The following is a 13,073-nucleotide window of genomic DNA, read 5'->3' as shown; positions in this document are numbered from 1 at the left end:
TCGGCAGAACTTGCTGACACAGCGTCGGCAAGTTCTGCCGACTCGACGCGTAACTACTGCCGACTCGGCGTCAGCGCTTGGTGGCGATGATGGCGGAGGCGTCGGAGGCGACCAGCACCTCGACGGCGGTGAAGCGCTGGTCCGTGAGCCACTGCTCGCGCAGCGTGTCGACGCGGCCGTAGGCGATCGGGGGCCAGACCTCGCACGGCGTGAAGTCGTCGAGTACGACGATGCCGCCCGGCTCGACCAGGTCCGCGATCGCGTCGACGCCGACCTCGGTGGGCTCGCCGGAGTCGAGGAACAGCAGGGAGAACGGCCCCTTGTCGAGCAGGGTCGACCAGTCGGCGGCGAGCACCTCGACCTGCGGGTCGTCGGCGAAGATCTGGTTCGCGGCCTTGGCGAGCTGACCGTCCAGCTCCGCGGTCACGATCCGCGCCTCCGTCCCGCGTACGCCGGAGCGCAGCCAGGCGGTGCCCACGCCGCAGCCGGTGCCGAACTCCGCCATCGTGCCGCCGCGGGTGGCGGCGAGGGTCGCGAGCAGCCGCCCGGTCTCGTTGCGGCAGAAGGAGACGTAGCCCGCCTTGCGGGACACGGAGAACGCTCGGGAGACGACATCGGGCAGGTCGGGCGGTGCGCTCATGGCCGCGAGTCTTCCATTCCGAGAGCGTCGTCCCGGATGGCGGACACAATCCGGAAACCGGTGGCGGGCGTCCGCTGAGCAGGGTTAGGGTTCATTCACCATGCGGAGCGTCTTCGTACTCATCGACTGCCGCGGCGAGGCCTAAGAGAGAGGCCACCTCGCCGCGGTGTTCGGCGTTGCGGGCCTCTCGACCATCTGTCGGATCTCCGACAGGCCTCGATCGAAGACACCGCCGCGGCGGGACGCCAGCAGCGTCGCGCGATCCGCACCCGCATGGCCGACCTCCTCTCGTGCGATCCACGAGCCGGGAACCTCTCGTCCGGAGTGTCTTCGTTCCAGGCCTGTCGGGCCGAACACCCACGAACGAGACACCACGAGAAGGAGCATCCCGATGTACGACATGTACCCCGACTGGGGACCGGCGCAGCACCACCCCGAGAACCCCAACAGCCACGAGAACGTCGCCGCCGCGGTGCAGCGCTCGCTCGACCTGCGGGACAACGGCGGCCAGCGTCCCGACGACAACTAGCGTTGGCCCCATGAGCGACTCGACCACCAGCACCGGCAGCGTGAACCTCGCCGTCATCCCCGGCGACGGCATCGGCCAGGAGGTGACCCCGGAGGCACTCAAGGTCCTCGAGGCAGCGGCCCCGGCCGGGGTGAAGTTCGAGCAGACCCGCTACGAGCTCGGTGCCGAGCGCTACCTCGAGACCGGCGAGGTGCTGCCCGACTCGGTGCTGGCCGAGCTCCGCGCGCAGGACGCCATCCTGCTCGGCGCGGTGGGCGGCAAGCCCAACGACCCGAACCTGCCCCCGGGCCTGCTCGAGCGGGGCCTGCTGCTCAAGCTGCGCTTCGAGCTCGACCACTACGTCAACCTGCGGCCCACGCGCGTCTTCCCCGGCGCCGTCTCCCCGCTGGCCGCTCCGGGGGAGGTCGACTTCGTCGTCGTCCGCGAGGGCACCGAGGGTCCCTACACCGGCAACGGCGGTGCGCTGCGCGTCGGTACGCCGGCCGAGGTCGCCACCGAGGTCTCGGTCAACACGGCGTACGGCGTCGAGCGCGTCGTCCGCGACGCGTTCGCCCGCGCCCAGCGGCGCCCCCGCAAGAAGCTCACCCTGGTCCACAAGACCAACGTGCTCGTCCACGCCGGATCGGTGTGGTGGCGGATCTTCAACGAGGTCGCGGCGGAGTACCCCGAGGTGACCACGGACTACCTGCACATCGACGCGGTCACGATCTTCATGGTCACCGACCCGTCGCGCTTCGACGTGATCGTCACCGACAACCTCTTCGGCGACATCATCACCGACCTCGCGGGCGCCATCTCCGGTGGCATCGGCCTGGCCGCCTCCGGCAACGTGAACCCCGACCGGACGGCGCCGAGCATGTTCGAGCCCGTCCACGGCTCGGCCCCCGACATCGCCGGCCAGCAGAAGGCGGACCCGACCGCGGCCATCCTCTCCGCGGCGCTGCTGCTCGACCACCTGGGCCACGCGGAGGCCGCGAAGGCCATCGACGACGCCGTCGTCGCCGACCTGGCGGAGCGTACGCCGGGCGCGACCCGTCGTACCTCCGAGATCGGCGACGCGATCGCCGCCCGAGTAGCCGGCTGACGCGCACCCCGACGTCTGGAGGCCCGGTGCGCGTCAGCGCGTCCGGGCCTCCTCGCCATTTCTCAGACGGAAGAGATATTTTGATGTCCATGCAGATCCAGACCACGCGCTCGAGCGCCCCTGTCAGCGACGAGCGCCTGGCGGAGATCCTGGCCGATCCCGGCTTCGGCCAGCACTTCACCGACCACATGTTCACCGTCGAGTGGACGCCGGAGGCCGGCTGGCACGGCGCCCGCATCGAGCCGTACGGCCCGCTGTCGCTCGACCCCGCGACGGCCGTCCTGCACTACGCGCAGGAGACGTTCGAGGGGATGAAGGCCTACCGGCACGCCGACGGCTCGATCTGGTCGTTCCGGCCGGAGGAGAACGCCGCGCGCATGGAGCGCTCCAGCCACCGGCTCGCACTGCCCGTGCTCGAGATCGACGACTTCGTCCAGGCCGTCCAGGCCCTCGTCGAGATCGACCAGCGCTGGGTGCCCGACGCGGAGGGCGAGAAGAGCCTCTACCTGCGGCCGTTCATGTTCGCCTCCGAGAAGTTCCTCGGTGTCCGCCCGTCCCAGCACGTCACCTTCATGGTGATCGCGAGCCCGGCCGGCTCCTACTTCAAGGGCGGCCTGAAGCCCGTCTCGCTGTGGCTCACCGAGGACTACACCCGCGCCGGCCGCGGCGGCATGGGCGCCGCGAAGACCGGCGGCAACTACGCCAGCTCCCTGGTCGCGCAGCAGCAGGCCTCGGCCCAGGGCTGCGACCAGGTCGTCTTCCTCGATGCCCAGGAGGGCACGTACGTCGAGGAGCTCGGCGGCATGAACATGTACTTCGTGTACGCCGACGGCCGCATCGTGACCCCCGAGACCGGCACCATCCTGGAGGGCATCACCCGCTCGTCGATCATCGAGCTGGCGGGCAAGCTGGGCCACCAGGTCGAGGAGCGGAAGTTCTCCATCCAGGAGTGGAAGGACGGCGTGACCTCCGGGGAGATCACCGAGATCTTCGCCTGCGGCACCGCCGCGGTCGTGACTCCGGTCGGCTCGCTGAAGTGGGACGGCGGCGAGGTCGCCGCACCCACCGGCGGCGACGAGCTGTGGAAGCGGATCCGCCAGGAGCTGGTCGACATCCAGTTCGGCCGCTCCGCGGACACCTTCGGCTGGATGAAGCGCCTGGTGTGACATCCCGCCCCGGCGACGGGCGGCCCGCGTCGTACCCCGCCGCGGAGGTGCGCGCGGGTAGCCTGCCCTCGTGAGCAGCATGCCGCGCCCCGAGGCGCCCGCCCCCCGGATGTCGGTGGGTGACTACACGCTGCTGGCCAAGATCGGCGAGGGCGGCATGGGCGTCGTCCACCTGGCCCGGCACGCCGACGGCGACCGGGTCGCGCTGAAGGTGCTCCGCCCGCACATCGTCGGTGACGACGAGGCCCGGGCGCGGCTGGCCCGCGAGGTGTCGTCGCTGGAGCGGATCCGCAGTCGCTGGGTCGCCGAGATCGTCGACGCCGACCCGTGGGCGCCGGTCCCGTACGTCGCCACCCGCTACGTCCCCGGGCTCTCCCTGCACGACCACGTCGTGGAGGAGGGGCCGATCGAGGGACGCGACCTGCTCTGGTTCGCGGGCTGCCTCGCGGAGGGCCTCGCCTCGGTGCACGCCGTCGGCGTGCTGCACCGCGACGTGAAGCCGTCGAACGTGCTGATGGAGGGCCGCACCCCGATCCTCATCGACTTCGGCCTGGCCCGGGTGGCCGACGACCCCAAGCTGACCCACACCGGCTGGCTGCTCGGCACGCCCGGCTACCTCGCCCCCGAGATCCTGTACGGCGAGGACGCCTCGGCCGCCTCCGACGTGCACTCGTGGGCGGCGACCGTCGCGTACGCCGGCACCGGACGCGCGCCGTTCGGCCGCGGCCCGTCGATGGCGATCATGGACCGGGTACGCCGCGGCGAGCACGACCTCACCGGGCTGCCCGAGGGCCTGCGCGGCGTGGTCGAGTCGGCGCTCGACCCCGACCCGGCCCGGCGGCCGCGGCTCGGCCAGCTGCTGGCCTGGCTGCGTCCGCAGTCGACCCGCGCCGGTGCCCGTGGACCGGTGCCGACGACGCCCGTCGCCGAGGACGTCTACACGCTGCCCCTCGCGATCGCCTCGGCCTCGGCGGTCGCCGACGACCCGACCGACCGGTGGCCGGATGCCGAGCTCCAGGACGAGCTGCCGCCGCCCACCCGGCGCGAGACCGAGTACTCCACGCAGGCGTTGCCGGCGGACGGCCCGCCCCCGCAGCAGGTCTGGCCCGAGGACTGGTGGCAGCAGCAGGACGGCGCGTGGCCGGCGGAGCCCGAGCCGACGACCTTCGCGGAGCGCTTCCGGCGCGGGACGCTGCTCGTCCTCGCCGCGGTCGCGGCGGGGGCCGGGATCGCGGCGTACCCCTGGTGGGCGACGATCGTCGTCCTGCTGCTCGTGTGGGTGCTCCGCAGCGGCTCGCTCGCGGCCAGCAAGGCCGGCGACCGGCGACGCCTGCGCGGCCGCCGGTGGTACGACGGCGCGCAGTTCCTCATCGGCGCGCCCTGGGACCTGGTCCGCTCGATCCCCGGCACGCTGATGCTGGTGCTGTGGAGTGCCGGGCTCGCGGTGGCGGGCGGGCTGGTCTGCTACGCGGTCGCGGCGACCGTGCCCGTCGGCCTGTTCGTGTGCGGGACCGTGCTGGCGGCGTCGCTCTGGTCCGGTCCCGGTGGCTCGCGGGTGCGCTCGCCGCTCGCCCGGGTCGTGCACCCGCTCGCTTCCGACGTACGCCGCTGGGCCGTCGCGCTGGTGGTGCTGGGACTGCTCGCGGCCGGGCTGGCCCTCATCGCCGGCGACGGCACCGCATGGGGACCCTCGGGCGACCCGGCCGGCTGGACCAACCCGCTGCGCTGACCCGCGCGACGACCGGCCGGACAAGACCGGATCCGGACACGCCCTGTCCGCGGCGTGCCCGTCATGGCACCATGGTCGGCATGCAGCAGTGCCGCATCATCATTCCTTAGCGCGTCGAGCCCCTCGACGCGCCAACCTCTCGCACCCCGAGAGGTTTTTTTGTGCCCGGACCCCCGCACCGAGAGAGAACCCGATGGACCTGCACGGCCCCTTCCACGTCTACGACACGACGCTGCGCGACGGCGCGCAGCAGGAGGGGCTCAACCTCTCCGTCGCCGACAAGCTGGCGATCGCCCGGCAGCTCGACGGGCTGGGCGTCGGCTACATCGAGGGCGGCTGGCCGGGCGCCAACCCCAAGGACACCGAGTTCTTCCGCCGGGCGGCACAGGAGCTCGATCTCAAGCACGCGCGACTCGCCGCGTTCGGGGCGACCCGGCGCGCCGGCGTACGCGCGGCGGACGACCCGCAGGTCGCCGCCCTCCGCGACAGCGGGGCGGGGGTCGTGACGCTGGTGGCGAAGTCGCACGACCGGCACGTGGAGCTGGCGCTGCGGACCACGCTCGAGGAGAACCTCGCGATGGTCCACGACACCGTCTCGCACCTGCGGGCCGAGGGGCAGCAGGTCTTCCTCGACGCCGAGCACTTCTTCGACGGCTACCGCGCCAACCGCGACTACGCGCTGGAGGTCCTGCGCACGGCATACGACGCCGGCGCCGAGGTCGTCGCGCTGTGCGACACCAATGGCGGGATGCTGCCGTCCTGGATCTCCGACGTGGTCCACGACGTGGTCTCCTCGACCGGTGGCCGGGTCGGCATCCACGCCCACAACGACAGCGGCTGCGCGGTCGCTAACTCGCTCGCCGCGGTCGACGCGGGCGCCTCGCACGTCCAGGGCTGCATCAACGGGTACGGCGAGCGCACCGGCAACGCGGACCTCGTCACCGTCGTGGCGAACCTCGAGCTGAAGCTGGACCGGAAGGTCCTGCCGCCCGGCCTGCTGCGCGACGCGACCCGGATCGCGCACGCGGTCGCCGAGGTGACCAACGTGCCGCCCGCGAGCCGGCAGCCGTACGTCGGCACCTCGGCGTTCGCGCACAAGGCGGGCCTGCACGCCAGCGCGATCAAGGTCGACCCGTTCCTCTACCAGCACCTCGACCCGCTCGACGTCGGCAACGACATGCGGCTGCTGGTCTCCGACATGGCCGGCCGCGCGTCGATCGAGCTGAAGGGTCGCGAGCTCGGCTTCGACCTCAGCGGCGACAAGGAGCTGGTCGGCCGGATCACCGACCGGGTCAAGGTGCTGGAGTCGCGCGGCTACACCTTCGAGGCGGCGGACGCGTCGTTCGAGCTGCTGCTGGTCGAGGAGGTCGAGGGCGCGCGGCCGTCGTACTTCGAGGTCGAGTCGTGGCGGGTGATCACCGAGACCCCGAGCAACGCCCGTCCGGGGGAGGAGGCGGTCTCCGAGGCGACGGTGAAGCTCACAGCGGAGGGCGTGCGGTACGTCGTCACCGGTGAGGGCAACGGTCCGGTCAACGCGCTCGACCAGGCGCTGCGCGGCGCCATCGGCCAGGCCTTCCCGCAGGTCGCGAAGTTCGAGCTGATCGACTACAAGGTCCGGATCCTCGACCAGGGCCACGGCACCGACGCGATCACCCGGGTGCTGATCGAGACGACCGACGGCGAGTCGTCGTGGGTGACCGTCGGTGTCGGCGCCAACGTGATCGAGGCGTCCTGGGGCGCCCTGGTCGACGGGCTGACCTTCGGCCTGCGGCGGCTCAGGCCTGCTGACCCGGCCTGACCACCCGGTTGACGAGGTCGACCCAGCCCTCGTAGACGCGGTCGACCGGGAACTCCTCGATCCGCACCTGCTGGTCGAGGATCGGCACCTCCAGCGGTGCCAGGACCGCGGTCGCGAGCAGCGGCAGGTCACCGGTGACGCCGAGCTCGGCGAGCAGGTAGCGCACGTGCATCGCGGTGAAGGAGTACGCCGCGTACGACCGCGGGCTGATCCAGCCGGCCTCGCGCAGCAGGTCGGCGTGGCGGAGCGTGATCTCGATCCGCGACCGGCCGAAGGCCAGCAGCCGGTCGAGCGGGTCGGCCCCGGGGCCGAGCGGCGGTGGCCCGGAGATCACCGACGCCTGCCAGTCGGTCTCGGCCTGGTCGATCAGCGCACCCATCAGCCCCTCGCGGGACTCGAAGCGCCGGAAGACCGTGCCCTTGCCCACCCCGGCCCGGGCCGCGACGGCGTCCATCGTGACGGCGTGCGCTCCGTGCAGGGCGACGAGCTCCGCCGCGGCGCACATCAGCGCCTCGCGGTTGCGCGCCGCGTCCCGGCGCTCGGTCGGGGGAGCGTCGAGGAGCGGAAGCAGGCGGGGCTCGGACATGGCGCGCCCCACTCTAGGGAGCCGGGCCGTCCCTGGCTGGGGGATTTACCTGGGCTAGACCGGGAATAGAAAGCGGACTAGGGTCCGTTTTGCCCCGTGACCGTTCCGCACCAGAACCAGGAGCACCCATGTCCGAGACCCGCGTCGCCGTCCTCGTCGGCAGCCTCCGCGCCGACTCCCTGAACCGCAAGCTCGCCGAGAAGCTCGGCGCCGAGGCGCCCGAGGGCGTCGTCCTCGACATCGTCGAGGGCCTCGAGGAGCTGCCGTTCTACAACGAGGAGATCGACGGCGAGCAGGCCCCCGAGGCCGCCACCCGCATCCGCGCGCACGTCGCCGGCGCGGACCGCGTCCTCGTCGTCACCCCCGAGTACAACGGCACCATGCCCGCCGTGCTCAACAACGCCATCGACTGGCTCTCCCGCCCGTACGGCGCCGGCGCGCTGGTCGCCAAGCCGTTCGCCGTGGTCGGCACCACCCCGACCCCGTACGGCGGCCGCTGGGCGCACGCCGACGCCAACCGCTCGGCCAACATCGCCGGCGCCGTCGTCCTCGAGGACGTCACCGTCTCGCAGCCCGGCGTCGAGGTCGACGTGCTCGCCGACGCCGAGGTGCAGGCCAAGCTGCAGGCCGCGCTGCGCTCGCTCGTCGACTACGACGCCGCTCCCTCCAGCGCTGCCTGAGCGGCTGGTCCAGCCCGCTAGGGCGTGTTTGTCTGTTCGGCGCCGTCGCGAGCGGGGTTCCGCGCCGATCTGGCAAGGCGGAGCCGCGAAGGCGGGACGGAGTCCCGACGAGTCGGTGACAACGCCGCCAGATCGGATGTGGAGACCCGCGCAGCAGGCGTTCCGAACGGGCAAAGATGCCCTAGGTTCGGGTCGTGAGCGAACTCCACGACCTGACCGCGCTGGAGCAGGGCGAGCTGGTGCGCCGCCGGGAGGTGTCGCCGACCGAGCTCGTCGAGCACTACCTCGAACGCGCCGACCGACTCGACTCGGTCGGCGCGTTCGTCACGCTCACGGCCGAGCGCGCCCGGAAGAGCGCGACGGCGCTGGCGGACGTCCCCGAGCAGGCGGGTCAGCTGTACGGCGTACCGACGGCGATCAAGGACCTCAACCTGACCGCGGGCGTGCCCACGGGCTTCGGGTCCGCAGCGTTCGCCGACCACGTGCCGGAGGTCAGCGACGGCGTGACCCTGGCCCTCGAGGCGGCCGGGATGGTGAGCCTCGGGAAGACGAGCACGCCGGAGTTCGGCTCGCCCTGCTACACCGAGCCCGAGGGGCGGCCGGCCGCGGTCACGCCGTGGGACCGCACCCGGATGGCGGGCGGCTCCTCCGGGGGCGCCGCGGCGGCGGTGGCGGCGGGGCTGGTGCCGGTGGCCCAGGGCTCCGACGGCGGCGGCTCGATCCGGATCCCGGCGTCGTGCTGCGGGCTGGTGGGTCTCAAGCCGAGCCGCGGGCGGATCTCGGGGTTCCCGATGTACGGGGACCCGGTGGGTTTGGCGACGGCCGGGCCGATCGCCCGGACCGTGCGCGACGCGGCGGCGATGCTGGACGCACTCGCCGGTCGTCGGGTGGGGGATCCTGCCTGGGCGCCACCTCCTTCCTCGAGCTTCCTGGACTCCTGCGACCGCGACCCGGGACGGCTCCGGATCGCTCGCTTCAGTGAACCCGTCATCACCGACACTCCACTCGACGCGGAGTGTCGGCGGGCATGGGAGGACGCCTCCCGCCTGCTGGAGTCGCTCGGCCACGAGGTCGTCGATGTCGCCGTGCCGCTGCCCCGCGAGGCGGTGCCGGTGTTCGAGACCTGCTGGGCGGTGCTGACCGCGCTGTCGGTCGTCCCACCGGAGCGCGAGCACCTGCTGCGCCCGCTCACCCGCTGGCTGTCCGAGCGCGGACGGGCGGTCAGCGCCCCGGACTTCGCGTTGGCGATCGGGGCGATGCGCCGGTACGCCGCCGACGCGCTGACCGCGCTGGCGCCGTACGACGCGGTGCTGACGCCGACGCTGGCCGCGCCGCCGCTGCCGGTCGGCGCGATCCGGGACGACGCCGACCCGGCGGCGGACTTCGAGGCGCAGAAGCGGTTCACGCCGTACACCTCCGCCTGGAACGTCACCGGCATGCCCGCCGTCTCGCTACCGCTGCACCAGACGCCGGACGGCCTGCCCGTCGGGGTGATGCTCGCCGCTCGTCCGGCCGAGGAGGAGCTGCTGCTGTCCCTCGCCGCTCAGGTCGAGGTCGCAGCGCCGTGGGCGGACCGGAGGCCGCCCGGATGGTGACCACCCGGCACACGGCCCAGTTGAGCGCGGTCGAGCTCACGGAGATCCGGGCGTTCCTCGACGCCGCCTTCGGAGACTTCTCCGACCAGGACTGGGAGCACGGGCTCGGCGGTCAGCACGCGCTGGTCCGCGAGGACGGGGTCCTCGTCGCCCACGGCTCGCTGGTCATGCGGCGGCTGTTGGTCGGCGGCCGCTCGTTGCGGACCGGGTACGTCGAGGGCGTGGCGGTCCGGCCTGACCGCCGTCGTCGCGGGTACGGCGCCGAGGTGATGGCGGCGCTCGAGGCCCTGGCGCCGGTGTACGACGTGCTCGCGCTCAGCGCGTCCGACGAGGGGATCCCGCTCTACGAGGCGCGGGGCTGGCGGCTGTGGCGCGGCCCGACGTCCGTTCTCGGACCGTCGGGGCCCGAGCCCACGCCGGACGACGACGGCTCGATCTACGTGCTCGGTGGCGAGGGCCTCGACCAAGACGCCCCGATCGCGTGCGACCACCGCGCCGGCGACGTCTGGTAGCCGCTCAGTCGCCGAGGCCGCGCGCCTGCAGCGCGTCGCCGGTCTCGTGGGCGCGGGCGACGACCCGGATGACGAACGGAGTCAGGAACGCGCGCGGGTGCCGGCCGAGTCCGCGGGCGCGGGCGGCGTCGCGGGTCTCGACGGCGAGCGCGAGCGTGCCGGGGAGTGCCTGCAGTGCGAGGCTGAAGGCGAGCGCGACCCGCTCGGGGTTCACCCCGACTCGGCGGAACGGGCCGAGCCAGCGCACCAGCGCGTCGAGGATCGCGTTGACGGCCGTGGTCGCCGTGAGCACCACGGCCGCGAGCGCCAGCGCGAGCAGGTCGACGAACGTCTCGACCGCCTTGGGCAGTCCGTAGAGCCACCATTGCAGCGCCGAGACGACGACCGCGATGATCGCGACGGAGCGGGCGGCCCGGGCCAGGGTGCCCAGCTGGACCCGGCCGGCCAAGGCGGCGACCAGCGCGAGGGCGAGGAAGACCCACGACCAGGTGGGGCTGCGCACGACGACCACGGCCAGGCTGTACGCCGCCAGCGCGCTCATCTTCACTCCGACGGGCAGTCGGTGCAGCACGGTGTCGCCCGGCTGGTGGACGCCGATCAGCAGCAGGTTGCTCATCGCAGACTCACGCCAGCGCCGAGCTCACGTAGTCGTCGATCGCCGCGTCGGGGTCGCCGTCGAAGCGCACCGCGCCGTCGGCGACCACCAGGACCCGGTCGCAGCGACGGGCCAGTTCGAGGTCGTGGGTGACCAGCACGAGCTGCTGGTCGAGCCCCAGGAGGAGGTCGCCGACGCGGCGGGTGTTGGCGAGGTCGAGCAGGGTGGTCGGCTCGTCGGCGACCAGCACGGCGGGCTCGGAGGCGAGAACGCCGGCCATCGCGAGCAGCTGCTTCTGCCCGCCCGAGAGGCTGTGCACGCTGTCGTGTGCGTGGTCGGCGAGGCCGTACCGCTCCAGTACGGCGAGCGCCAGCTCGCGGCGCTCGCCGTTGCGCTCCTGGCGACGCAACGAGAGCTCCACGTCCTCGACGCAGGTCGGCATCACCAGCTGGGCCGACGGGTCGGTGAACGCGAAGCCCACGCGGCGGCGTACCTCCGCGCCCCGCCGCGCCACGTCCAGACCGTCGACCAGCACCCGCCCGGCGGTCGGCGTGACGAGCCCGTTGAACAGCCGGGCCAGCGTGGACTTGCCGGAGCCGTTGGCCCCCACCACGCCGATCCGGCGCTCGGTCAGCGTGAGGGTGGTGGGGGAGAGGACGACCCGGTCGCCGGCGACCGTCGGGACGGTGACGCCGGCTCCGTGGAGCTCGAGGGTCGGCACGCTCAGCGGCGCTCGAGGAGCCGCGGGAAGGCGCGGTGCACCTCGGCGGCGACCAGGCCGACGACCGCGGCCTTCAGGATGTCGCCCAGCCAGAACGGCGCGTCCCAGCTGGCCGCGGTGCGGAACGGGACGTCGGAGAAGACGGCCATGCCGAGGGTGCCGAAGAAGTGGTTCAGCGCGACCCCGGGCAGGCAGCACAGGAAGACGATCAGGGCGGAGGTACGCCGGCCGCGCGCGGCGTACCGGACGAGCAGGCCGGTCACGAAGGCGACCGCGAGGAACGACCACAGGTAGCCGGCGGTGATCCCGGTGAAGACGCCGATCCCCGCGGAGTGCCCCGAGAAGACCGGGAGGCCCGCGGCGCCCAGGGCGAGGTAGAGCGCGACGGCGAGGGTGCCGCGCACGGCGCCGAGCAGGGCGCCGGTGAGGGTGATCGCGAAGGTCTGCAGGGTGACCTCGACGCCCGCGCCGCCGACGGGGATGCCGCCGACGAGGGTGCAGGCGGCGATCAGCGCGGCGAACGCCGCGACGAGGGCGAGGTCGGTGGCGGAGAGCCGGGGGCGGGTGGAGGCCGGCGCGGTGGTGTCGTCGGTCACGGTCATGGGAGATCCTTCGTCGTACGGACCTGAACAGTGGTCAGGTGAACGGCGTTCAGGTTAGGGTCGGGGCCGATGGTCGTCAACGGCCACGGGACGGAGTGTGGTGTGCGCAACAGTCGGGCCGACGTCGTGGACCGGGCGATCGCCGTCCTCGACGGCTACGGACTCGCCGACCTGTCGATGCGGCGTCTCGGTGCCGAGCTGGGCGTGCAGCCGAGCGCGCTCTACCACCACTTCGCCAACAAGCAGCTGCTGCTCGCGGCCGTGGCCGACGAGCTCCTCGCCCGCGGTGTCCGAGCGAGCGACGAGGGCACCTGGGACGAGCGGGTCGCCGCCGTCTGCGGGGGACTGCGGGACGCGATGCTGGCCTACCGCGACGGCGCCGAGCTGGTCGCGACGGTGCACGCCTTCGGCCTCGGCGCGCGGGCGCCGTACGACGCCCTGAGCGCGGCCCTGTCCTCGGGCGACCTGCCCGCCGACCTGGTGCCGATCGCCGCGCGGACGCTGCTGCACTTCGTCTTCGGTCACGTCTCCGACGAGCAGACCCACCTCCAGGCCGGCAGCGCGGGCGCCATCGCGGACCCGCCCCGGGAGGCCTCGGAGTTCGCGCTCGGGCTGGCGATCGTGGTCGACGGCATCCGCGCCCGCGCCACCGAGGAGTTCGCGGGCAGAGCCTGACGTTCTCGGGGGAAGTTCTGCAGCGGGGTCAACCGGTGGAAGCAACGTTCATGCTGCTGTCGGGTTCGACAGGAGCTCGGCCAGCGCTTGGGCTGGGGTCTTGAGCCCCAGGGTAGGGCGGGGTCGCTTGTTGAGGGTCGCGGCGATGCGTTCGAGGTCCT

At 72.9% G+C, this 13,073-nt stretch carries 14 protein-coding genes and 1 pseudogene; 9 read left to right on the top strand and 6 right to left on the bottom strand.

Translation table 11 applies throughout. The features are described 5' to 3' along the window. Window positions 1-70: 70 nt before the first annotated feature. Window positions 71-640 (bottom strand): O-methyltransferase, encoded by a 570-nt coding sequence (locus VMF51_RS00075; protein WP_325472339.1) that lies wholly within the window; start codon window positions 638-640, stop codon window positions 71-73. Between the two features lie 391 nt (window positions 641-1,031). Between VMF51_RS00075 and VMF51_RS00070 the strand changes: the two genes are divergently transcribed. The 5 genes from VMF51_RS00070 (at window position 1,032) to cimA (ending at window position 6,946) form a co-directional block, all read left to right on the top strand. Beyond that, window positions 1,032-1,169, top strand: a complete 138-nt coding sequence (locus VMF51_RS00070; protein WP_325472338.1) for a hypothetical protein — start codon at window positions 1,032-1,034, stop codon at window positions 1,167-1,169. Window positions 1,170-1,179: 10 nt separating this feature from the next. Further along, window positions 1,180-2,253 carry a 3-isopropylmalate dehydrogenase gene (locus VMF51_RS00065; RefSeq protein WP_325472337.1) on the top strand — a complete coding sequence of 358 codons (1,074 nt, stop codon included), beginning with the start codon at window positions 1,180-1,182 and terminating at the stop codon, window positions 2,251-2,253. An 89-nt stretch (window positions 2,254-2,342) separates the two neighbouring features. Then, window positions 2,343-3,419: a branched-chain amino acid aminotransferase gene (locus VMF51_RS00060; protein ID WP_325472336.1), complete on the top strand. Its 1,077-nt coding sequence runs from the start codon at window positions 2,343-2,345 to the stop codon at window positions 3,417-3,419. 79 nt (window positions 3,420-3,498) lie between these two features. Continuing rightward, a complete protein-coding gene (locus VMF51_RS00055) occupies window positions 3,499-5,148 on the top strand; it encodes a serine/threonine-protein kinase (RefSeq protein WP_325472340.1) in 1,650 nt (549 codons plus the stop codon). Window positions 5,149-5,341: 193 nt separating this feature from the next. Continuing rightward, the gene (cimA, locus tag VMF51_RS00050) at window positions 5,342-6,946 is read left to right on the top strand and encodes a citramalate synthase (protein ID WP_325472335.1); all 1,605 of its coding nucleotides are present in this window, start codon (window positions 5,342-5,344) and stop codon (window positions 6,944-6,946) included. On the opposite strand, the gene VMF51_RS00045 is transcribed toward cimA, so the two are convergent. After that, the gene (locus VMF51_RS00045; RefSeq protein WP_325472334.1) at window positions 6,924-7,532 is read right to left on the bottom strand and encodes a helix-turn-helix domain-containing protein; all 609 of its coding nucleotides are present in this window, start codon (window positions 7,530-7,532) and stop codon (window positions 6,924-6,926) included. The two genes, cimA and VMF51_RS00045, sit on opposite strands and share 23 nt — an antisense overlap. 128 nt (window positions 7,533-7,660) lie before the next feature. Here VMF51_RS00045 and VMF51_RS00040 point away from each other — a divergent pair, with 128 nt between their 5' ends. The 3 genes from VMF51_RS00040 to VMF51_RS00030 all read left to right on the top strand — a co-directional run bounded on the left by VMF51_RS00040 (window position 7,661) and on the right by VMF51_RS00030 (window position 10,319). Further along, a complete protein-coding gene (locus tag VMF51_RS00040) occupies window positions 7,661-8,212 on the top strand; it encodes an NAD(P)H-dependent oxidoreductase (RefSeq protein WP_325472333.1) in 552 nt (183 codons plus the stop codon). A 194-nt stretch (window positions 8,213-8,406) separates the two neighbouring features. After that, window positions 8,407-9,807 (top strand): amidase, encoded by a 1,401-nt coding sequence (locus tag VMF51_RS00035; RefSeq protein WP_325472332.1) that lies wholly within the window; start codon window positions 8,407-8,409, stop codon window positions 9,805-9,807. Next, window positions 9,801-10,319, top strand: a complete 519-nt coding sequence (locus VMF51_RS00030) for a GNAT family N-acetyltransferase (RefSeq protein ID WP_414689423.1) — start codon at window positions 9,801-9,803, stop codon at window positions 10,317-10,319. The genes VMF51_RS00035 and VMF51_RS00030 overlap by 7 nt, the downstream gene beginning before the upstream one ends. A 4-nt stretch (window positions 10,320-10,323) precedes the next feature. On the opposite strand, the gene VMF51_RS00025 is transcribed toward VMF51_RS00030, so the two are convergent. Genes VMF51_RS00025 through VMF51_RS00015 form a run of 3 tightly spaced genes read right to left on the bottom strand, consistent with a single transcriptional unit; the run spans window position 10,324 to window position 12,237 of the window. Next, window positions 10,324-10,935: a CbiQ family ECF transporter T component gene (locus VMF51_RS00025; RefSeq protein ID WP_325472330.1), complete on the bottom strand. Its 612-nt coding sequence runs from the start codon at window positions 10,933-10,935 to the stop codon at window positions 10,324-10,326. Window positions 10,936-10,942: 7 nt separating this feature from the next. Then, a complete protein-coding gene (locus VMF51_RS00020) occupies window positions 10,943-11,635 on the bottom strand; it encodes an ABC transporter ATP-binding protein (RefSeq protein WP_325472329.1) in 693 nt (230 codons plus the stop codon). 2 nt (window positions 11,636-11,637) lie between these two features. Beyond that, window positions 11,638-12,237 carry a biotin transporter BioY gene (locus tag VMF51_RS00015; protein WP_325472328.1) on the bottom strand — a complete coding sequence of 200 codons (600 nt, stop codon included), beginning with the start codon at window positions 12,235-12,237 and terminating at the stop codon, window positions 11,638-11,640. Window positions 12,238-12,339: 102 nt separating this feature from the next. Here VMF51_RS00015 and VMF51_RS00010 point away from each other — a divergent pair, with 102 nt between their 5' ends. Next, on the top strand, window positions 12,340-12,912 hold the full coding sequence (locus VMF51_RS00010) for a TetR/AcrR family transcriptional regulator C-terminal domain-containing protein (protein ID WP_325472327.1): 573 nt from the start codon (window positions 12,340-12,342) through the stop codon (window positions 12,910-12,912). Window positions 12,913-12,960: 48 nt separating this feature from the next. Here VMF51_RS00010 and VMF51_RS25925 read toward each other — a convergent pair. After that, window positions 12,961-13,073: pseudogene (locus VMF51_RS25925) on the bottom strand (IS30 family transposase); the annotation flags it as partial.

Origin of the sequence: Nocardioides sp. (assembly GCF_035503875.1) — a bacterium.
In the GTDB taxonomy this organism is placed as follows: domain Bacteria; phylum Actinomycetota; class Actinomycetes; order Propionibacteriales; family Nocardioidaceae; genus Nocardioides.
This window is presented reverse-complemented; position numbering and strand designations above follow the sequence as displayed.

Bases quoted from the DNA above. Each gene is read 5' to 3' on its own strand.
- VMF51_RS00070 (WP_325472338.1), top strand. From the start codon at position 1,032: ATGTACGACATGTACCCCGACTGGGGACCGGCGCAGCACCACCCCGAG.
- VMF51_RS00025 (WP_325472330.1), bottom strand. From the start codon at position 10,935: ATGAGCAACCTGCTGCTGATCGGCGTCCACCAGCCGGGCGACACCGTG.
- VMF51_RS00055 (WP_325472340.1), top strand. From the start codon at position 3,499: ATGCCGCGCCCCGAGGCGCCCGCCCCCCGGATGTCGGTGGGTGACTAC.
- VMF51_RS00015 (WP_325472328.1), bottom strand. From the start codon at position 12,237: ATGACCGTGACCGACGACACCACCGCGCCGGCCTCCACCCGCCCCCGG.
- VMF51_RS00030 (WP_414689423.1), top strand. From the start codon at position 9,801: ATGGTGACCACCCGGCACACGGCCCAGTTGAGCGCGGTCGAGCTCACG.
- VMF51_RS00040 (WP_325472333.1), top strand. From the start codon at position 7,661: ATGTCCGAGACCCGCGTCGCCGTCCTCGTCGGCAGCCTCCGCGCCGAC.
- VMF51_RS00065 (WP_325472337.1), top strand. From the start codon at position 1,180: ATGAGCGACTCGACCACCAGCACCGGCAGCGTGAACCTCGCCGTCATC.
- VMF51_RS00075 (WP_325472339.1), bottom strand. From the start codon at position 640: ATGAGCGCACCGCCCGACCTGCCCGATGTCGTCTCCCGAGCGTTCTCC.
- VMF51_RS00060 (WP_325472336.1), top strand. From the start codon at position 2,343: ATGCAGATCCAGACCACGCGCTCGAGCGCCCCTGTCAGCGACGAGCGC.
- cimA (WP_325472335.1), top strand. From the start codon at position 5,342: ATGGACCTGCACGGCCCCTTCCACGTCTACGACACGACGCTGCGCGAC.
- VMF51_RS00045 (WP_325472334.1), bottom strand. From the start codon at position 7,532: ATGTCCGAGCCCCGCCTGCTTCCGCTCCTCGACGCTCCCCCGACCGAG.